This window comes from Alteromonas sp. WD8-37, from assembly GCF_055326825.1.
Map to the genome: position 1 here is coordinate 146,917 of NZ_JBUZOV010000005.1, position 18,897 is coordinate 165,813.

The following is an 18,897-nucleotide window of genomic DNA, read 5'->3' on the forward strand; positions in this document are numbered from 1 at the left end:
CAGGACACAGCCAATAAAAAAGGCGCCTGATGGCGCCTTTTTTTGTCAGTAACCAGCTAGCGGCTTAGTTACGTTGTTCTGGCTTTTCTACCGTAGCCGTCACACGAATGTGGATTCGACGGTTCATACGATTGGCTTCACGCGAGCTACCTTCCATCAGCAGCTGTGATTCACCAAAGCCTTTGGTGGATAAGCGTGATGCATCGATGTCATAGCGTTCTACCAGCAGATCTTTAAATGCATCCGCGCGGCGCTGTGACAAGGCCATGTTGTAATCTTCTTCACCTGGTGCAGACGCATGACCTTCAATCAGAGCATCGGTTTTGCCGTAACGGTTGAAGAAATCAACAAAGTCCTGAATGTCCTGAGAATCCGGGTCCTGGATCTCGGCACTTTCAGAAGCAAACAGTACCCGCAGGGTATGCTCAACTTCTTCTTTTTCAAACACCGTACAGCCGTCAGCATCGACCTTGTCGTTCATCGGTGTATCCGCGCACTGGTCTCTGTCGTCGTTCACACCATCATTGTCGCTGTCGCCAACAATTTCACAACCGCGTGCATCCACTTCGGCGCCAGCCGGTGTGTTCGGACACTCGTCCATGTTGTTCATCACACCGTCATTGTCAGTGTCGTTATTAACCTGTGGTGCCGGAGTAGGAGCAGCACTGGCTGGTGAGCCGCCAATTGGGAACATTACACCCACTTTGGCGTTATAATCTGCATAGGAATCATCCCAGTCATACAATGCGGCGATTTCGGTAGTGATTTTAACATCTTTACCGATATCCCAATGTTTACCAATACCGGCATTGACCAGGTCATGGTTGGTATCAAAGTCCTGGCGCTTGTAACCACCAAACAGGTACCACAGATCACGTGGTGCAAAATACATGATGTCGGCACCCCAGGACACGCCTGAGACACTGTCATCGGTGCCCAGCAGTTGCGCAGTGTCTAAATCCAGCGCAGTAAATTCAGCACGCACCGCCCAATCACGGTCGAAGCGCCAGCCGTATTCACCACCAAAGCCCATGCCATCTTCTAAAAAGTCGTCAGCCGGTTTTTCTACATCGGCGTTGTAATACATGCCATGCAGTCCAATCCAGTTTTCGAATTCAACGTTGGTGTCTTGAGCAATTGCGTTAGCTGACATAACTGCCAACGAAACAGCAGCGATATTAAAAGTTTTTTTCATAGTCACATCCTGTACAAGTTGAGTGATAATTTTTGTTCACAGCCATGCACTTAGCGTGCCAGATACAATTTTTTTGCATGTGGTGGCCAGGGTCGCGGAGGCTACCGCAACTTACCCTGCAACGTCGCAATAATACGGCGATTGCCGCCATGATTACGATGTTCAGCCAGCATGACCCCCTGCCAGGTACCTAATTGTAATGCGCCTTCCGCTATCGGGAGGGTCACTTCACAACCTAGCAAACTGGACTTGATATGCGCGGGCATATCGTCGCTACCTTCAAATGTATGGGTAAAATAGGGTGTATCTTCTTGTACAGTATGGTTAAACCAGCTTTCCAGATCAGTTCTGACCGAAGGATCCGCGTTTTCATTGATGGTCAGACTGGCACTGGTGTGTTGTAGCCATAGATGTAATAGCCCGGCTTCTAACTGCTTGATTTGGGGCAGGGCCTGTACAATGTGGTCGGTGATAAGATGAAAGCCACGCGGATAGCGTGGCAGAGTAATAGTTTCAGAATGCCAAAAGCTAGCTGTCAAAACAGATTTCCAAATGCGCCAGGCCTTGTTCATTATGAAAAGGCATGATTAATTTGGGCCCGTCAACCTGATGACTGATGGAATGTTGCTTTCCTGAGACAACAATGGGGGTGGCCATACCAAACTCATAACCGCGTTCAGATAATTCGCGTTTGGCATTACCACAAATCATGTTGGTGATTTCACCCACCATATCACCCACTTCAGCATCAATGCTCTCGGGCCGCTCGCCCACCATGCGCTCCATGATGGTCAGGGCCAGCGATTCGTCAAAGGTAATCGACAACGATCCTCTGACCTGCGGCCCGACCATACCAATTAAGCCTGACACATCACCCTTGGCAATATCTGATTGCTTGCGCTTGGGTTTGCCCGGCTTCAACGTGGTTTGCGCCATGGTTTCTAATACATTAAGTAATCCGGTAATAAATGGATTAACAAACTCAGCGTTCATGATCGCCAGCCTCCGTGGGTACTGCTTGTTCCGCCTGTTGGCAGTCGGCGCACAACCCATGCGCCTCAATGGTTTGGGTTGATACAACAAACCCGTGTTCCTGAGCTTGTTTGTCTAATGTGGCCTGCAGGCCTTGTGACTGAATTTCGGCCACATCCCCGCAGCTGTCGCAGATTAGAAACTGTACAGGGTGCGTGCAGCCAAAGTGATAACAGGCCACAAAGGCATTGGTGGATTCCAGCCGGTGAATAAAGCCAAATTCGAGTAAAAAATCCAGCGCCCGATAGACTGTCGCTGGTTTTGCGCTGGATTCGGTTTCTTTGAGCGCGTCCAGCAATTCATAGGCGCCCATGGGCCCGTGTTTACCCAATAAAATCTCATACACTTTTTCGCGCAACGGCGTAAATCGGGCGCCGCGTTGTTCGCAAAAGGCCCGGGCTTTTTGGATCAGGGTCGAATTATTCATAGCGTGATCAATTATTGCTCTTGTTTGTCACACACCTATGAATGGGTGGTATGACGTTGATGTACTTGTTGGATCTGCGCTGCGCCATGTTGGGCAAACATATGGTGAATCAACCGATCTTCCAGTGCAAAGCGCTCTTCTAATACCTCGCCTAAGTCTGCCAGGCGCTGATCAAACCGATCACTGTGCGCAGTCGCGCTTTCAACGGCATAGGTGTCGTTAAACGCCAGCGCTGCGTCGGTGGTGCGGGCCAGATGCGGGTCAAGTGTATGCTTGAGCTTCAGGCCGGCGGCATCGTCGGCCACCAGTAACGCAAATATCTCAAAATGCCCGGCTGACAGATAATCCATCAACGCTGCACAAAATTCACTGATTGTTTCATCATCGGGCAGCTGCTGTCTGTGCGCTTTATCGCCGGCCAGCTGACAATATAAAATCAGCAGCTGGTGGCGCGCCTGCAGCCAGTTATCGATCGCTTCGGAGCGCCCGCCCCATTGGTGTTGCCGTGTTTCCAGGTGATTAAGCATAATGCCTCGCCCACGCAAAACTGCAGCGATGGATAGTGTCCAATAATGCAGTGAGTATAACACTGCCGGCAAGCAGTACAAATCGGCAACAGCGATCCAGACCGGGCAGATTTGTAAATGGCCCCGGCAAGCCGCTATTATCGGCGCTGACACCACAATGGCAACATTACAGGCAGACGCAGTATGATGACAACTTTTTCGGCGGCAGCGCTTAACGCCTATACCGGCCCCTGGCTGGTGTTCTGGCGTGACCGCATCCTGGTAGATGCGCACGGCGAGCTGCCACGCCAGCCGTGGCCGGCTTTGCAGTTCTTACATCATTATGCTGGCCAGGTGCAGTATCTGCCGCCGCTGGAAGAAAACACCGACACTGCGCCGCTGGCGGTGCTGGATTGTGGTGCGGAACATCTGGCTATTGGTGAGTGGCAGTGGGTGTCGCTACGCCAGGTGCTCAGTGAGGCCCGTTCTGACGAATTTCGCGATTATGCCCGGGCCTGGCAATATGTGCATTTTTTGCGTACCCACCGATTTTGTGGTCAATGTGGCGGGCGCACCGAAGCGGTGGCCTGGGAGATGGCGGTACAGTGTCATCGCTGCCAGCATCGCAGTTACCCGCGGATCTCGCCCTGCATCATCGTGGCGATTTATCGGCCTGGGCAGATTTTACTGGCCCGCGGTGTGCGGCATAAACAAGCCAATTTGTACTCGACCCTGGCCGGCTTTGTGGAAAGTGGGGAAACGCTGGAGCAGGCCCTGCACCGCGAGGTGCACGAAGAGGTAGGAGTACAGGTCAAAAATCTGCAGTATTTTGGTAGCCAGCCGTGGCCGTTTCCGCATTCGTTGATGGTCGGCTATCTGGCCGAATACGCGGGCGGCGAAATTGTGGTGGATGACCACGAGATTGTTGACGCGCACTGGTTTGATCTGCACGATCTGCCCACCATTCCGCCCAAGATGTCCATTGCCGGACGTTTGATTGAGGCGGTGGTCCAGCGCGGGTAGAGCACCCAGTGTTTTATTCGACAAAGTGGGCCGCACGCGCTGTCGTAAAAAGGCGCCACAGCCAGACAAAACTTGGTATACTCGCGCGGTAAAAAATTTTCCCCCTGGTTAGAGGATATTATGTCAACACATTCTGATGCATCACCCAGCCCGCTACACAATGATCGCTACCTGCGCGCATTGCAAAAGCAGCCGGTGGATATGACCCCGGTATGGATGATGCGCCAGGCTGGCCGTTATTTACCAGAATACAAGGCCACCCGGGCCGAGGCGGGTGACTTTATGGCATTGTGCCGTAATGCTGAGTTGGCCTGTGAAGTGACCATGCAACCGCTGCGTCGCTTTGAGCTAGATGCGGCGATTTTGTTTTCGGATATTCTGACCATTCCTGATGCCATGGGCTTAGGCTTGTATTTTGAGCCCGGCGAAGGGCCTAAATTTGAGCGCCCGCTGGCCAATTACCGCCAGATCGAACAACTGCCGATTCCCGATCCGGAAGGCGAGCTACAGTATGTAATGAACGCGGTGCGAACCATTCGCCGCGAACTTAACGGCAGTGTGCCCCTGATTGGGTTTTCCGGCAGCCCATGGACACTGGCTACCTATATGATTGAAGGCGGTGCCAGCAAGGCCTTTACCAAAATCAAACGGATGGCCTTTGCCGAGCCGCAAGCGCTGCATCTGCTGTTGGATAAGCTGGCTGATTCAGTGATTTTGTATCTGAATGCGCAGATTGCAGCGGGCGCGCAGTCAGTGATGATTTTTGATACCTGGGGTGGGGTGCTGTCACCGCGCGACTACAATCTTTTTTCGTTGCAGTATATGGCTAAGATTGTGGATGGCCTGACCCGGCATAATGACGGCCGGCGCGTGCCGGTCACCTTGTTTACCAAAAATGGTGGCATGTGGTTAGAAGCCATTGCGGCGACCGGCTGTGATGCAGTGGGCCTGGACTGGACCATCAATATTGATGAAGCGCGCGCCCGTATTGGCGATAAAGTGGCACTGCAGGGCAACATGGACCCATCTATGTTGTATGCGGCGCCAGAACGCATTGAACAGGAAGTGGCGCGGATCCTTCAGCAGTATGGTGCTGGCAGTGGCCACGTATTTAACCTGGGCCACGGGATTCATCTGGATGTGCCGCCCGAGCACGCAGGGGTCTTTGTCGATGCTGTGCATCGACTGAGCCAGCCTTATCATAAATAAAACACGGCAAAAATAATGAAAAAATGGCTGTACGCGAGTCTGGTCGCCTTTATCGCAGTGGCGGCGTACAAATCAGGCTATTATCGTGACAAATTGCATGTCAGTGATCAGCACCAGCAACAGCTGGCTGCAGATTTAGACAAAGCGGCACCGCGCCAGGCGGTGGCCGCACCGCCCAGTGATGCACCCTCGGTGACCCGCCAGCAGGAACAGCAGCTGAAAGCCTTTTTCACGCTGCACCCCAGTGCCGAGCATCTGTTATTGCACTCGGTTCGCTGTAGCCTGCACGGCTGTGAGATGAGCGGCGAGTTTTCCGGTCAGGTGCAGGATTTCAAAGCCATGATGGAACAGCTTCAGGAAGAGTCCTGGTGGCATTTTTCACATCTGACCAATGATAGCTCCAGTACTGATGGCATTACCCATTTTGTAGTGCAGATGTCACCTGACGCCAGCAGCTAGCCGGCGCGGGGTTCTCCTGCGATTATATTTTACCCGTAATTACGCATCCCGCGGCAAGCCTTTTTCCACCACCCGAGTCAGACGAGCGGTCTGCCGGCTGGGCTGGCCCTGGCCAGCCTGCTGGCGGGCCAGCGCCCAGTCGATATGCTCCTGCACCATGGCGTTGGCCTGCGGCCGCGCCGCCTGTAGCGCGGCAATCATCGCCGCGTCGGGTGCTGCATTGCCCATCGCCACCGCGATATTGCGCTGCCATTTGGCATGGCCGATACGCCGGATGGGCGAGCCTTCGGTGTAGCGTAAAAAAGTAGCCTCATCCCAGCCCAACAGCGTGACCAGAGACTGACCGTGTAACTGCTGGCGCGGATAAAAATCCGCCTCTTCGGTGATGTCTGCCTGGCGGTTATACGGGCACACCAGCTGGCAATCATCACAGCCATATATCCGATTACCCATCAGTGACCGCAGCTCAACGGGGATGGCCCCGTCATGCTCGATGGTCAGATAAGAAATGCATTTGCGCGCATCCACCTGGTAGGGAGCCACAATGGCGCCGGTGGGGCACATGGTCATGCAGGCGGTGCAGCTGCCACAGCCTTCTTCTACCGGGCTGTCCACAGGCAACGGCAGATTGATAAACAACTCGCCCAAAAAAAACCAGGAGCCGGCATCGCGGTTTAAGGTAAGGCTATGTTTGCCGGTCCAGCCCAGGCCGGCTTTTTCGGCCAGCGCGTGCTCCAGCACCGGTGCGGAGTCCACAAATGGGCGATACTGGGTCTCGCTCAATGCCTGCTCGATTTTTTGCCCCAGCTGTTTAAGCTTGTTGCGCAGCACTTTGTGGTAATCGCGGCCCAGCGCGTAGCGGCTAACATAGCCCAGCTGGTCGTTTTTGAGATGGCGGGCAAAGGAGGCATCCGGCGGTAGATAATCCATGCGCACACTGATCACCCGCACGGTGCCGGGTACCAGTTCGGCCGGGCGCGCACGCTTCATGCCATGGCGCGCCATGTAATCCATTTCACCGTGATACCCGTTATCTAACCAGTGTTGCAGATAGGCTTCGTGCTGGTGCAAATCAATATCGCTGATCCCCACCTGCTGAAAGCCTAGCGCCCGGCCCCAAGCCCTGATATCGTCAACCAGGCGACCTAAATCCAAAGAATTAATTGCGGACATGAACTCATGCTAGATACCCAACTGACCTCAAGTTTATCATACAAACTGTATCGTGCCGACGACGTGCGTAAGCATGAAGAACAAGCAGCCAGCAACAGTGACTGTAAGCTATACACGCTGATGCAGCGTGCCGGCGAAGCGGTGTTTCGCCAGTGTCAGTATTTATTACCCAACACCGAGGTGTATCTGGTACTAGTGGGTCAGGGTAACAATGCTGGTGATGGCTACATTGCCGCCTGCCATGCGCGCCAGGCGGGCAAGCGGGTAATTGTCTGCGCCGTGGAGCCTGAGCGTGAACTAAGCGGAGATGCTGGACAAGCGCAGGCGCAATGGCTGGAGTTGGGGGGTGAAATCGTTGCCTGGGACCCGGCCTATTTGGACAAAGCCGGGCTGGTGATTGATGCCTTGTTGGGCACGGGTATCAATACCTATGTGCGTAATGAATTTGCCAGCATCATCGACAGTGTGAATGAGGCGGATGTGCCAGTGGTCAGTATCGATGTGCCTTCGGGCCTGGATGCCAATACCGGCCAGGCGCTGGGCCGCTGTGTGTCAGCCACGGTTACGGTGACGTTAGTGGGCATCAAGCCAGGCCTGACCACCGGCGCTGGCAAGCAGGCCTGTGGCAAACTGGTGTTTGAGGATTTAGGTGTGGGCCGGGCTTTTGATCAGTTAGCCAAACCCTTTGCCCGCTGGCTGGATATGAGCCAGTTTCAGGGACTGGGACCGCGTGATGTGCATAGCCACAAAGGTACTTATGGACGGCTATTGTGTGTGGGCGGCAATAAGGGCACTGGCGGTGCCATCCGCTTGAGTGGGGAAGCGGCGCTGCGCGCCGGCGCCGGCATGGTGCGTACTTATGTGCATGAAGGCTCGCTGCTACAGGTAAGCGCCGGGCGCCCGGAACTGATGGTTAGCTGTGATGATTTAGAAGAGGCGCTGGAATGGGCTACCTGTGTGGTAGTAGGGCCGGGTCTGGGTCAGGACAGTTGGGGCCAGCAAGCCTTTGAAACAGTAATGAAACATTGTCAGCACAGCCAAAAGCCCATGGTCATCGATGCCGATGCGCTCAACTTGCTCAGTCGCCAGGCCACTGCCTATACTATCAATGCCTGTATCCTGACCCCGCATGCCGCCGAAGCAGCCCGTTTGCTGGGTGTGTCAGTGGACGATGTGGAAGCCGATCGCTTCAATTATGCCAAACAATGTGCCGAGCGCTACCATGCCACCTGTGTGCTCAAAGGCGCAGGTAGCATCATCGATGATGAGCACAGCGTGGCGGTGTGCCGGCATGGCAATCCGGCCATGGCCACCGCTGGCAGTGGCGATGTATTAAGTGGCATACTAGGTGCTTTACTGGCCCAGGGCTTAAGCCCGAGTCTGGCCAGCCAGTATGGCGTGACATTACATGCCAAGGCCGGCGATAATCTGGCCCGGCGCGATGGCCAGCGTGGCATGCTGGCCAGTGATTTGTTCAGCGCTGTGCGTGAGTTAATCAACCAATAATCGATAAAGCAGTAGTCCATCAATATGAGTGCGCAAAAACAGTTTAATGTTGCCAGCGAGCAACAAACCCGGCAACTGGCCGAACAGCTGGCCACCCAGGTGCGCCAGCACGCTGGCGCCGGCGTGGTGATTTATTTGCAGGGTGACCTGGGCGCCGGCAAAACCACGTTCAGCCGCTATCTTATCCAGGCGCTGGGCCATGTGGGCGCAGTCAAAAGCCCGACCTACACCCTGGTTGAGCCATATGCTTTGGGGTCGCTGACAGTCTACCATTTTGATCTGTACCGCCTGGCCGACCCGGAAGAACTGGAGTTTATGGGGATTCGTGACTATTTTGCCCCTGATACCCTGTGCCTGGTGGAATGGCCGGAGCGCGGGGCCGGGCTCTTGGCATCAGCAGATTTAACCATTACTATTGAATTGGACGACACCGAGCGCTGCTTTACCGTGGCCGCCACAAGCCCGGCCGGGGCTTTGATGTTGCCCGGCAGTTAACCGTGGTGCTTTACGCCTACAACAATGATCATTAACCCAGGGCGAACCATGTTACGCGTATTACTTTTTGTTCTTTTTGCCAGTGGGCTGGCCGGCCCGGTACTGGCGGCACAGTCTCCCATCAGCGCGGTGCGCGTGTCCCCCGGCCCGGACCAAACCCGGGTAGTGTTTGATCTGGCTCAGGCGCCGCAATTTACCTATTTTTCGTTAAATAACCCCGAGCGGCTGGTCATCGATCTGGCCAATACCAGCGATAGCGCCGATTTAACCCCGGCTGAGGACACCGGCAGCTTAATTCGCCGCTTGCGCTATTCCACGCCTAAAAATAGCCAGTCTGCGCGGGTGGTCATTGATTTAAACCAGCGCGCCACACCCAATTTGTTTGCCATTGCGCCGGATGGCGGCTATGGCCACCGGCTGGTGGTGGATTTGGAAGGCCCGGGTGGAGTAGCACCGGCTACCTCCTCGGTGCGCATTGATAGCGCTGACAATACCCGTGACCGCGATATCATTGTGGCCATTGATGCTGGCCATGGTGGCCGCGACCCCGGCTCGGTGGGCCCCTCAGGCACCTATGAAAAGCACATCACCTTAAGCATTGCTAAAAAACTGGCTGCGCTGATTGATAAAGAATATGGTATGCGGGCGGTGTTGACCCGCCAGGATGATCGCTTTGTGCATCTGGCCAAACGCCCGGAAATTGCCCGACAGGAAAAAGCCGATCTGCTGATCTCTATTCACGCTGATGCGTTTAGTCAGCCGGAGCCGCGCGGCGGCTCGGTGTGGGTGCTGTCCATGCGCCGCGCCGATTCTGAACTGGGCCGCTGGCTGGAAAAAACCGAGCGCCACTCTGAATTGCTGGGCGGCGCTGCCGAGGTAATTTCGGATAACGCCAGCGAACGTTATCTGGCCGAAACCATTATTGGACTGTCCATGGATCACTCCATGTCGGCCAGTTACGATTTAAGCGAGCTGGTGATCGGTGAGATGAAAAAAGTCACCCGCTTGCACAAGCGTTCGCCCCAGGCGGCCAGCTTTGCAGTGCTGACCGCGCCAGACATTCCCTCGATTCTGGTGGAGGTGGGCTTTATCTCCAACCCGCAGGAAGAAAAAAATCTGTTATGGGAAGAATATCGCCAGCGCCTGGCCAATTCCCTGTTTGAAGCCACCAAACGCTATTTTCGCCAGGTTCCGCCCGATGGCACCCTGTGGGCCTCCTACAAAGAACGTAATCGCACCCATAAGGTGCGCAGTGGTGAGTCGCTGTCGCTGCTGGCTCAGCGCTATAATGTGAAGGTCAGCAGTATCAAGGAAGCCAATAATTTGCGTAATGATGTGGTTCAGATTGGCCAGGTACTGACCATCCCCAGCACTTAACGCCGCCCAGCCAAAAGAGAGTTATTTTGCCTATACAATTATTGCCCCCGCAACTGGCTAACCAGATCGCTGCTGGTGAAGTGGTGGAAAGACCGGCTTCGGTCGTCAAAGAGCTGATTGAAAATGCGCTGGATGCTGGCGCGCGCAAAATTGAGCTGGATATCGAGCGGGGCGGGCACAAGCGGATCAAAATTCGTGACGACGGTGGCGGCATCAGCAAAGACGAACTGCAACTGGCGTTAAGCCGGCATGCCACCAGCAAAATCGCCTCACTGGATGATCTGGAACAAATTTTATCCCTAGGCTTTCGCGGCGAAGCGCTGGCCAGTATCAGCTCGGTCAGCCGGCTCACTCTGACCTCCAAACCGCCAGCGCAGGAGGCGGCCTGGCAGGCCAGCTGTGAAGGCCGCGAGATGGCGGTAACGGTGACCCCGGCTGCCCACCCCGATGGGACCACCATCGATGTGGCCGACCTGTTCTATAACACCCCGGCCCGGCGCAAATTTTTACGCACCGAAAAAACCGAGTTTCAGCATATCGATGAGGTGGTTAAACGTATCGCGCTAAGCCACCCGCAGGTAAGCTTTGTATTGCGCCACAACCAAAAAACAATCCGTCGCTTTGCCGCAGTACGGCCTGAAAAGCACAGCCAGCGGCTGGCCCAGGTGGTGGGGCAAAAATTTATCGACCACGCAATCCACGTGCAGCTGGATCATCAGGGCATGCAGATCCAGGCCTGGCTGGGTAATCACACCCAGTTACGCAGCAGTACCGATTGCCAGTACAGCTTTGTCAATAATCGCGGCATGCGCGATAAACTGATTTTGCATGCCATTCGCCAGGCCTATACGCAGGCCTATGGGGACACTGAACAACCGGCGTTTGTGTTTTATCTGACAGTGGCCCCCAAAGATGTGGATGTGAATGTGCATCCGGCCAAACATGAGGTGCGCTTTCAGCAAAGCCGACTGGTGCATGATTTTATCTGTAAGGCAGTTAGTGAGGCGCTATTGCACGATGACAGTGATAGCCCTGTGTCGCGCCCGGTGCCGGTGGCGGTCAGCCATGATTACAGCCAGCCGTTGCAAACCCGCAGTTCCGCGCCTGACCGGCCGGTTGCGCCGTCGATGTCTTCGGGTGTGCCCCAGGCTCCGGCCGGCGGCACCAGGACCAGTGGTGCTCCTGGCCGAGGTGCTCCTGGCCAAAGTGCTATGAGCAGCCGGGTTGGTGGCAGTCGGCGCGCTGAGGTCAGCGAACATTACCAGCAACAGTTTTCGCGGCTGATGACGCCAGATGGCGACAGCGAGGCTAACCAAGCCCTGCCGATGCTGGCTTTATCGGCCAGCCATCGCTTGTTCCAACATAACAAGGATGTGGTATTGCTGAATGCCGATGAGCTGTTAGCTGACTGGTGGGCTCAGCTATTGCAGCCGGTGCGTGCCTCGCAGCCACTGTTGATGCCGGTGGCCATCGATCCTTATGAGGTCAGTCAGCAAACTATCGATTGTTGCAATGAACTCGGATTTGTTATTCAGCCCGGCGCTGGCAAACTACGCTTACAACAAGTCCCCGCTGGTTGTCGGCATCTGCCGTGGGTGCGTTTATTTTCCCCCATGATGGAACTGCAGGTACCCGATGCGGCTGCGCTGCCTGCGGCACTGGCAGCACTGCCTATCGCCTGGCCGGATGAAGTCTATCAGCAGGTGTGGCAATGGTTTGATAACAGCGCGCTGGCGCAACAACACAGTCTGCTTGCACAAGCCGGGCAGGCCTGCGATAGTGCCCGGCTGATTCAACATTGGGGCAGATTAGATGGATAATGGTACAAACCCTGCATTACCGGTGGTTGCCATTATGGGCCCAACCGCCTCAGGCAAAACCGGGCTGGCCTTAGAGCTGGCTCAACAAATGGATTGTGAAATTATCAGTGTTGATTCGGCGCTGGTCTATCGCGACATGGACATTGGCACCGCCAAGCCGGATGCAGCCGAACAGGCCATAGCACCGCACTGGCTGATCGACATTATCGATCCGGCCGACAGTTACTCAGTGGCAGAATTTCGGCAGGATGCTATACGTTTAATTGGTGAAATTCATCAGCGCAATAAAGTGCCCGTTTTAGTAGGCGGAACAATGATGTACTTTAATGCCTTGATAAACGGAATTTCGCCCTTACCTAAGAGCGACGAGGCGGTCAGGGACGCCATCACTCAAGAAGCGCATGCACAGGGATGGTCACACATGCATGCGCAGTTACAACGTGTCGATCCGGTCAGCGCGCAGCGAATTCATCCCAATGATCCGCAGCGAATTACCCGGGCTTTGGAAGTGTACCGCAGCTCCGGTCAGACTCTGACTCACTGGCAGCAGCAGGATGCTGAACCGTGTCCGTACCCTATAACACAGTTTGCCATTGCGCCTGCATCGCGGGCAGTGTTGCATGAACGTATTGCCCAGCGGTTTACGCAAATGTTGCAGCAAGGGTTAGTGGCAGAAGTTGAAAATTTGCGTAACAGGGGTGATCTGCATGAAGATTTACCGTCTATACGTTCTGTAGGATACCGTCAGGTGTGGCAGTATTTGAATGGGACGCTGACCTATGTGCAGATGCAGGAACGCGGGGTAATTGCAACCCGGCAGCTTGCCAAACGGCAGTTAACCTGGTTACGCGGCTGGAATGACTTGCAATGGCTCGACACATTTGCTAACGATAATTTGGCTAAAATTTTAGCAAAAGCCGCACGTTAAGTGCATGAGTATGTTATACATTAGGCATGATGGCTGAAATTACTGCAGCCACCTAAATAATAAAAACTAAGGAATTGAGATGGCTAAAGGGCAATCTTTACAAGACCCATTCTTGAACGCGTTACGCAAGGAACGAATCCCTGTGTCCATTTACCTGGTAAATGGGATTAAACTGCAGGGCCAGGTCGAATCATTTGACCAGTTTGTTATCTTGCTAAAAAATACAGTCAGCCAGATGGTATACAAGCACGCAATCTCTACGGTTGTGCCTGCGCGTGCCATCACCATGCCTACCACCCAAGGGGATGCTGAAAATAGTAAACCTGAATAATTTAAAAGGTATATCGCTTGTTTGACCGTTATGAAGCCGGTGAGCAGGCTGTCCTTGTTCATGTTAATTTTACCGACGAAAACTCCAAAGAAGAGCTGGCCGAATTAGAATTGCTGGTATCTTCTGCCGGGGTCAATGCGGCGGATGTGTTGACCACATCGCGCAACGCGCCGCATGCTAAATACTTTGTGGGCTCAGGCAAGGCCGAAGAAATCGCTGCGGCGGTTAAGGCTAACGACGCTAATGTGGTGATTTTCAACCATTCTCTGTCGCCGTCACAGGAGCGTAACTTAGAAAGCATCTGCAAATGTCGGGTGCTGGATCGCACCGGGCTGATTCTGGATATTTTTGCCCAGCGCGCGCGAACTCACGAAGGTAAGTTACAGGTAGAATTGGCCCAGTTGCGGCATATCTCCACCCGTTTGATCCGGGGCTGGACCCACCTTGAGCGTCAAAAAGGCGGTATCGGCCTGCGCGGTCCCGGTGAAACTCAGTTGGAAACCGACCGACGCTTACTGCGCGGCCGTATCAAAAGTATTCAACGCCGTTTGGGCAAAGTACAACGTCAACGCGAACAAGGCCGGCGCTCACGTAAACGTGCCGAAATTCCCACAGTGTCACTGGTGGGTTACACTAACGCTGGAAAATCAACATTATTTAATCAAATTACCGATGCCCATGTATATGCGGCTGACCAGTTGTTTGCTACGTTAGACCCTACTTTGCGAAAAATTGAATTGCAGGATGTGGGGCCGGCTATTTTAGCTGATACCGTAGGCTTTATCCGCCACTTGCCCCATGATTTGGTCGCAGCTTTTAAGGCGACATTGCAAGAAACGCAGGAAGCGGATTTGCTGCTGCATGTAGTGGATGTCTCAGATGCTCGCTATCGCGAAACCATGGATGAGGTCAACGAAGTGCTGGATGAGATTGAAGCCGGCGAGAAACAACAGTTACTGATCTGTAATAAGATTGATAATCTTGAAGAAGTTAAGCCGCGTATAGACAGAAATGATGAGGGGATGCCGATTCGGGTGTGGTTATCAGCCCGTACCGGTGTAGGTCTGGAACTGCTCAGTGAAGCACTTACCGACTGTCTGGGCCGCAATATGGTGGAATACAGCTTACGCATTCCCCCGGCCTATAGCCATTTGCGTGGTGTATTGTACGAACTAAACTGTCTGGCGGCAGAATCTTATGACAGCAATGGCGACTGGCTGGTGGATGTCCGCATGCCGGCTACTGACTGGAATAAGCTGGAAAAACGCCTCGACAAAGGCTTATCGGCATTTATCGATCCGCAGCCGGCGCAATTATAGCCGCCGGAATAACGAACAATAAGATTTAATTTAAACCACTTTATGGAGTACTAGCATGGCTTGGAATGAGCCGGGTGGCAAAAATAACGACCCGTGGAAAAACCGCGGCGGCCGTGACCAGGGGCCCCCTGATTTGGACGATATGTTCAAAAATCTGTTTGGCAAATTCAGTAAAATGGGCGGCGGTGGCAATGGCGGCGGCTCAGGCAAGAGTATGGGCAAGCTGGGCATCAGTTTGCTGGTGGGCTTGCTGGTGGTTATCTGGTTTGTCAGTGGCTTTTATACCATTCGTGAAGCTGAACGCGGTGTAGTGCTGCGGTTTGGTGAGTTTTATACCGAAGTGGAACCCGGTCTGCGCTGGAAACCAACCTTTATCGATACCGTGATCCCGGTGGATGTGCAATCCATCCGTGACAAGGCATCCTCCGGCTCCATGCTGACTGAAGATGAAAACGTGGTGCGAGTGCAAATGGAAATGCAGTATCGCGTTATCAATCCATATCGCTGGCGCTTTGCGGTAGAAAACCCGGAAACCACCCTAAGCCAGGCACTCGACAGTGCTATTCGCTATGTGGTGGGCCATTCAGAAATGGATGAAGTGCTGACCGATGGTCGGGAAATGACCCGCCAACGTGTATGGGAAGAACTGCAATCGATTATCGAACCCTACAATATGGGTGTGACCATTATCGATATGAACTTCCGTGACGCGCGGCCGCCTGAAGAAGTCAAAGATGCTTTTGATGATGCTATTGCTGCTCAGGAAGATGAACAACGCTTCATCCGTGAAGCCGAAGCCTATGCCCGCGAAATTGAGCCGCGTGCACGGGGTACCGCAAACCGGATGAACGAAGAAGCCCAAGCCTACAAAGAGCGGGTGATCTTAGAAGCCCAGGGTGAAGTGGCACGCTTTGAAGAACTGCTGCCGCACTATGAACAAGCCCCTGAGGTAACCCGTGAGCGGATCTATCTGGAAACGATGGAACAGGTGTTTAGCAATACCAGCAAAATTCTGGTGGATAACCAAAACGGCAATAGCATGATGTATCTGCCGCTGGATAAGATCATGCAACAGAGTAACAACAGCTCCCCCAACATGCGTAACTTGCTGCCCAACCTGCAGATAAATGACTCGCAAAACAACGGGCGCAACTCAAACAACAACAATGATGCCGGTCTACGCAGTAGCCGCTTTAACAATGGAGGCGAGTAAGGCATGAAGAATTTGGCCATTATTGTACTGATTCTGTTGGTGGCGCTTACCTCTGGCGCACTGTTTGAAGTGCGCGAAGGCGAGCGGGCCATTGTGATTCAGTTTGGTAAGGTGCAGCGTGATGATCAAACCGGCGAAACCCGCGTCTTTGAGCCAGGCCTGCATTTTAAGATCCCGTTTATTGATTCAGTCAAAAAACTGGATGCGCGAATCAAAACGTTAGATGACCAGCCAGACCGGTTTGTGACCTCTGAGAAAAAGGATTTGATTGTTGATTCGTATGTAAAATGGCGAATTGAGGATTTTGCCCGTTATTATCTGTCAACCGGCGGTAACGAATTGCAAGCCGAAGCGCTGTTAAAGCAAAAGGTCAACAACGGTCTGCGCTCAGAATTTGGTACCCGTACCATTCGCCAGATTGTTTCTGGTGAGCGTTCAGCGCTGATGAACCAGGCCATGGAGCAGGCAGCGACGTCTTCTGACGAGCTGGGAATTGAGATTGTGGATGTACGGGTTAAGCAGATTAACCTGCCTACCGAAGTCAGTAACTCAATCTTCCAGCGGATGCGGGCAGAGCGTGCGGCGGTAGCCCGTGAGCACCGCTCAGAAGGTCAAGAGCAGGCTGAAGTCCTCCGTGCGAACATTGATGCCAAGGTGACTGTTATGCTGGCCGATGCCGAGCGTAACGCCCGGCAGGTGCGCGGTGAAGGGGATGCGTCTGCTGCACAGATATATGCTTCGGCGTATTCTAAGAATGCCGATTTTTATAGTTTTCTGCGCAGTATGGATGCTTACCGCGCAAGCTTCGATGATCCTTCTGACATCATGGTAGTAGCGCCAGACAGTGAGTTCTTCCGCTTTATGAATAGCAGCCAGGGCCGCCGCGACCAGTAAGTCGCCGTGCTCTAAGCTAGAAAAAAAGCCAGCATGTATGCTGGCTTTTTTATGCGCGAAACGCTTGCGGCACCGGCCGCTAAATTGCCGGCAAGCCGCCTTTACGCTGATAACCTTTTTTTCACAATTGATGCGAAACACCGCCAGTTAAGCTACAATCGGCCTTTTTTGATTGCACGCTGCGCTTATCTTTACGGCATCTATGGCCAGGGAGGGCAGGCATTCGATGCGACACAACAAAAGAGGTATCACCGTTGTCTTCTGAACACACCCAATCCCGGTCTGCCTACGAAGAGCAGGCCCAGGGCGGACTCTTCGCCCGTTTTCTCGCCACGGTAGAATGGCTGGGAAATCTGTTGCCCCATCCGGTGACGTTGTTTGCCATGCTGGCGGTGGGCATTGTCTTTGTCAGTGGCGTACTGGGCTATTTTGATGTATCAGTGGCCGACCCGCGCCCGGAAGGCGCCAGCGGCCGCACTGCTGATGGCATCATCTCGGTGGTGTCGTTGTTTAGTGCCGAAGGACTGCAGCGTATTGTGACCAACCTGGTCACCAACTTTACCGGCTTTGCGCCGCTGGGCACGGTACTGGTGGCCCTGTTGGGGGTATCGGTGGCCGAGCATTCGGGTATGTTGTCTGCTGCCATGCGCGGGCTGGTGATGAATGCGCCGCCGCGGGTGGTGACCTTTGCTATTGTGTTTGCCGGGATTGTTTCTAACACCGCCTCTGAACTGGGTTATGTAGTGTTAATTCCGCTGGCAGCCATGATTTTTCATTCACTGGGGCGACATCCGCTGGCCGGGCTGGCCGCGGCCTTTGCCGGGGTCTCGGCGGGCTACAGTGCCAACATTTTACTGGGTACCGTTGACCCGCTATTATCCGGGATCACCGAAGCCGCTGCGCAAATGATTGACCCGGACTATGTGGTGGGCCCGGAGGTCAACTGGTACTTCATGATCATCAGTACCTTTTTGGTGGCCATTATGGGCGCGCTGGTGACTGACAAAATTGTTGAACCGCGCTTAGGCCAGTTCCGCCAGGATGATGCCCCGGCCGGGCTGGAAAAACAGCAGATGGATCCGCCCACCGCGCAGGAGAAAAAAGCGCTGGCCTGGGCCGGTATTTCGTTTTTGGTCACCTGTGGCATTCTGGCGCTGACCGTGGTGCCGGAGTGGGGCATATTACGCCATCCAGAAACCAACGAAGTGCAAAACAGCCCGTTTTTGAAAGGCATCGTGGCCTTTATCTTTATTACCTTTGCCATACCCGGATTTGTGTACGGCCGTATCGCCGGCACCATGAAAAATGATAAAGACATCATTGATGCCATGTCAAAGAGCATGAGTACCATGGGCCTGTATATCACGCTGGTATTTTTTGCCGCGCAGTTTGTGGCCTTTTTCAAGTGGACCAATTTAGGCACGGTGCTGGCGGTTAAAGGCGCCGCCTTACTGCAATCGGCCGGGCTGGACGGCCCGTCGGTATTTATCTTATTCATTTTGATGTGCGGCATGGTGAATTTATCGTTAGGCAGTGCCTCGGCGCAATGGGCGGTGACCGCGCCAATCTTTGTGCCCATGCTGATGCTGCTGGGTTATGCACCGGAAGTGATTCAGGCGGCGTATCGGATTGGTGACTCGGTGACCAACGTCATCTCGCCAATGATGAGCTATTTCGGGCTGATCCTGGCCATGGCCGCGCGCTACAAAAAAGACTTAGGCATGGGTACTCTGATTGCCATGATGTTGCCTTACACCATGGTGTTTATCGTGGGCTGGACCTTACTGTTCTTTATCTGGGTGTTTATGCTGGGCATGCCGGTGGGGCCGGGCGCAGCCACCTATTACGGCTAAACCGCCACATCCTTATACAAAAAAGGCAGCTTCGGCTGCCTTTTTTAATGCCTAGCAGTGAACTCGCTGCTGCACCAATTACGCAATCGTAACGATCAAAACAGCGTAAAAATCGGTATAATAAGGGCTTATTCCTC

Annotated in this window: 19 protein-coding genes; 13 read left to right on the forward strand and 6 right to left on the reverse strand. The window is 53.8% G+C overall.

Annotated elements, in window-relative coordinates:
* Nucleotides 1-64 precede the first annotated feature (64 nt).
* From ACTUJZ_RS12725 to rsd, 5 genes are all read right to left on the reverse strand, one after another.
* On the reverse strand, nt 65-1,195 hold the full coding sequence (locus ACTUJZ_RS12725; protein WP_463636703.1) for an OmpA family protein: 1,131 nt from the start codon (nt 1,193-1,195) through the stop codon (nt 65-67).
* A 101-nt stretch (nt 1,196-1,296) separates the two neighbouring features.
* Complete coding sequence (locus ACTUJZ_RS12730; RefSeq protein ID WP_463636704.1) at nt 1,297-1,734, reverse strand: secondary thiamine-phosphate synthase enzyme YjbQ; 438 nt, start codon at nt 1,732-1,734, stop codon at nt 1,297-1,299.
* Nucleotides 1,724-2,188 carry a chemotaxis protein CheX gene (locus ACTUJZ_RS12735; RefSeq protein WP_463636705.1) on the reverse strand — a complete coding sequence of 155 codons (465 nt, stop codon included), beginning with the start codon at nt 2,186-2,188 and terminating at the stop codon, nt 1,724-1,726. The genes ACTUJZ_RS12730 and ACTUJZ_RS12735 overlap by 11 nt, the downstream gene beginning before the upstream one ends.
* Nucleotides 2,178-2,654: a transcriptional repressor gene (locus ACTUJZ_RS12740; protein ID WP_463636706.1), complete on the reverse strand. Its 477-nt coding sequence runs from the start codon at nt 2,652-2,654 to the stop codon at nt 2,178-2,180. Before ACTUJZ_RS12740 ends, ACTUJZ_RS12735 begins: the two co-directional genes overlap by 11 nt.
* A gap of 35 nt (nt 2,655-2,689) precedes the next feature.
* Nucleotides 2,690-3,181, reverse strand: coding sequence for a sigma D regulator (gene rsd, locus ACTUJZ_RS12745; RefSeq protein WP_463636708.1), 492 nt, complete (start codon nt 3,179-3,181; stop codon nt 2,690-2,692).
* Between the two features lie 183 nt (nt 3,182-3,364).
* On the opposite strand from rsd, the gene nudC reads away from it, so the two are divergent.
* From nudC to ACTUJZ_RS12760, 3 genes are all read left to right on the forward strand, one after another.
* A complete protein-coding gene (nudC, locus tag ACTUJZ_RS12750; RefSeq protein WP_463636709.1) occupies nt 3,365-4,183 on the forward strand; it encodes an NAD(+) diphosphatase in 819 nt (272 codons plus the stop codon).
* A gap of 120 nt (nt 4,184-4,303) precedes the next feature.
* Nucleotides 4,304-5,392 carry a uroporphyrinogen decarboxylase gene (gene hemE, locus ACTUJZ_RS12755; RefSeq protein ID WP_463636710.1) on the forward strand — a complete coding sequence of 363 codons (1,089 nt, stop codon included), beginning with the start codon at nt 4,304-4,306 and terminating at the stop codon, nt 5,390-5,392.
* A gap of 15 nt (nt 5,393-5,407) precedes the next feature.
* Nucleotides 5,408-5,851, forward strand: a complete 444-nt coding sequence (locus tag ACTUJZ_RS12760) for a hypothetical protein (RefSeq protein ID WP_463636712.1) — start codon at nt 5,408-5,410, stop codon at nt 5,849-5,851.
* A gap of 39 nt (nt 5,852-5,890) precedes the next feature.
* Here ACTUJZ_RS12760 and queG read toward each other — a convergent pair whose 3' ends face one another.
* Nucleotides 5,891-7,024 (reverse strand): tRNA epoxyqueuosine(34) reductase QueG, encoded by a 1,134-nt coding sequence (gene queG, locus ACTUJZ_RS12765; protein WP_463636713.1) that lies wholly within the window; start codon nt 7,022-7,024, stop codon nt 5,891-5,893.
* A gap of 6 nt (nt 7,025-7,030) precedes the next feature.
* Here queG and ACTUJZ_RS12770 point away from each other — a divergent pair, with 6 nt between their 5' ends.
* The 10 genes from ACTUJZ_RS12770 to ACTUJZ_RS12815 all read left to right on the forward strand — a co-directional run bounded on the left by ACTUJZ_RS12770 (nt 7,031) and on the right by ACTUJZ_RS12815 (nt 18,760).
* Nucleotides 7,031-8,530 carry an NAD(P)H-hydrate dehydratase gene (locus ACTUJZ_RS12770; RefSeq protein WP_463636714.1) on the forward strand — a complete coding sequence of 500 codons (1,500 nt, stop codon included), beginning with the start codon at nt 7,031-7,033 and terminating at the stop codon, nt 8,528-8,530.
* Between the two features lie 24 nt (nt 8,531-8,554).
* Nucleotides 8,555-9,025, forward strand: a complete 471-nt coding sequence (gene tsaE / locus ACTUJZ_RS12775) for a tRNA (adenosine(37)-N6)-threonylcarbamoyltransferase complex ATPase subunit type 1 TsaE (RefSeq protein WP_463636715.1) — start codon at nt 8,555-8,557, stop codon at nt 9,023-9,025.
* Nucleotides 9,026-9,073: 48 nt separating this feature from the next.
* Nucleotides 9,074-10,402: an N-acetylmuramoyl-L-alanine amidase gene (locus tag ACTUJZ_RS12780; RefSeq protein ID WP_463636716.1), complete on the forward strand. Its 1,329-nt coding sequence runs from the start codon at nt 9,074-9,076 to the stop codon at nt 10,400-10,402.
* A 26-nt stretch (nt 10,403-10,428) separates the two neighbouring features.
* Nucleotides 10,429-12,222, forward strand: a complete 1,794-nt coding sequence (gene mutL, locus ACTUJZ_RS12785) for a DNA mismatch repair endonuclease MutL (RefSeq protein ID WP_463636717.1) — start codon at nt 10,429-10,431, stop codon at nt 12,220-12,222.
* A complete protein-coding gene (miaA, locus tag ACTUJZ_RS12790) occupies nt 12,215-13,150 on the forward strand; it encodes a tRNA (adenosine(37)-N6)-dimethylallyltransferase MiaA (RefSeq protein WP_463636718.1) in 936 nt (311 codons plus the stop codon). Before mutL ends, miaA begins: the two co-directional genes overlap by 8 nt.
* 79 nt (nt 13,151-13,229) lie before the next feature.
* Entirely contained in the window at nt 13,230-13,481 is a 252-nt protein-coding gene (gene hfq, locus ACTUJZ_RS12795; protein ID WP_463636719.1) for an RNA chaperone Hfq, read from the forward strand.
* Between the two features lie 17 nt (nt 13,482-13,498).
* A complete protein-coding gene (gene hflX / locus ACTUJZ_RS12800; RefSeq protein WP_463636720.1) occupies nt 13,499-14,800 on the forward strand; it encodes a ribosome rescue GTPase HflX in 1,302 nt (433 codons plus the stop codon).
* A gap of 55 nt (nt 14,801-14,855) precedes the next feature.
* Nucleotides 14,856-16,013: an FtsH protease activity modulator HflK gene (hflK, locus tag ACTUJZ_RS12805; protein WP_463636721.1), complete on the forward strand. Its 1,158-nt coding sequence runs from the start codon at nt 14,856-14,858 to the stop codon at nt 16,011-16,013.
* 3 nt (nt 16,014-16,016) lie between these two features.
* The gene (hflC, locus tag ACTUJZ_RS12810) at nt 16,017-16,907 is read left to right on the forward strand and encodes a protease modulator HflC (RefSeq protein WP_463636722.1); all 891 of its coding nucleotides are present in this window, start codon (nt 16,017-16,019) and stop codon (nt 16,905-16,907) included.
* 254 nt (nt 16,908-17,161) lie between these two features.
* Nucleotides 17,162-18,760, forward strand: coding sequence for an AbgT family transporter (locus ACTUJZ_RS12815; RefSeq protein ID WP_463636723.1), 1,599 nt, complete (start codon nt 17,162-17,164; stop codon nt 18,758-18,760).
* Nucleotides 18,761-18,897 lie beyond the last annotated feature (137 nt).

Bases quoted from the DNA above. Each gene is read 5' to 3' on its own strand.
- ACTUJZ_RS12780 (WP_463636716.1), top strand. From the start codon at position 9,074: ATGTTACGCGTATTACTTTTTGTTCTTTTTGCCAGTGGGCTGGCCGGC.
- hflK (WP_463636721.1), top strand. From the start codon at position 14,856: ATGGCTTGGAATGAGCCGGGTGGCAAAAATAACGACCCGTGGAAAAAC.
- hemE (WP_463636710.1), top strand. From the start codon at position 4,304: ATGTCAACACATTCTGATGCATCACCCAGCCCGCTACACAATGATCGC.
- miaA (WP_463636718.1), top strand. From the start codon at position 12,215: ATGGATAATGGTACAAACCCTGCATTACCGGTGGTTGCCATTATGGGC.
- nudC (WP_463636709.1), top strand. From the start codon at position 3,365: ATGATGACAACTTTTTCGGCGGCAGCGCTTAACGCCTATACCGGCCCC.
- ACTUJZ_RS12770 (WP_463636714.1), top strand. From the start codon at position 7,031: ATGCTAGATACCCAACTGACCTCAAGTTTATCATACAAACTGTATCGT.
- ACTUJZ_RS12740 (WP_463636706.1), bottom strand. From the start codon at position 2,654: ATGAATAATTCGACCCTGATCCAAAAAGCCCGGGCCTTTTGCGAACAA.
- hflC (WP_463636722.1), top strand. From the start codon at position 16,017: ATGAAGAATTTGGCCATTATTGTACTGATTCTGTTGGTGGCGCTTACC.
- queG (WP_463636713.1), bottom strand. From the start codon at position 7,024: ATGTCCGCAATTAATTCTTTGGATTTAGGTCGCCTGGTTGACGATATC.
- rsd (WP_463636708.1), bottom strand. From the start codon at position 3,181: ATGCTTAATCACCTGGAAACACGGCAACACCAATGGGGCGGGCGCTCC.
- tsaE (WP_463636715.1), top strand. From the start codon at position 8,555: ATGAGTGCGCAAAAACAGTTTAATGTTGCCAGCGAGCAACAAACCCGG.
- ACTUJZ_RS12760 (WP_463636712.1), top strand. From the start codon at position 5,408: ATGAAAAAATGGCTGTACGCGAGTCTGGTCGCCTTTATCGCAGTGGCG.
- ACTUJZ_RS12725 (WP_463636703.1), bottom strand. From the start codon at position 1,195: ATGAAAAAAACTTTTAATATCGCTGCTGTTTCGTTGGCAGTTATGTCA.
- ACTUJZ_RS12735 (WP_463636705.1), bottom strand. From the start codon at position 2,188: ATGAACGCTGAGTTTGTTAATCCATTTATTACCGGATTACTTAATGTA.
- hfq (WP_463636719.1), top strand. From the start codon at position 13,230: ATGGCTAAAGGGCAATCTTTACAAGACCCATTCTTGAACGCGTTACGC.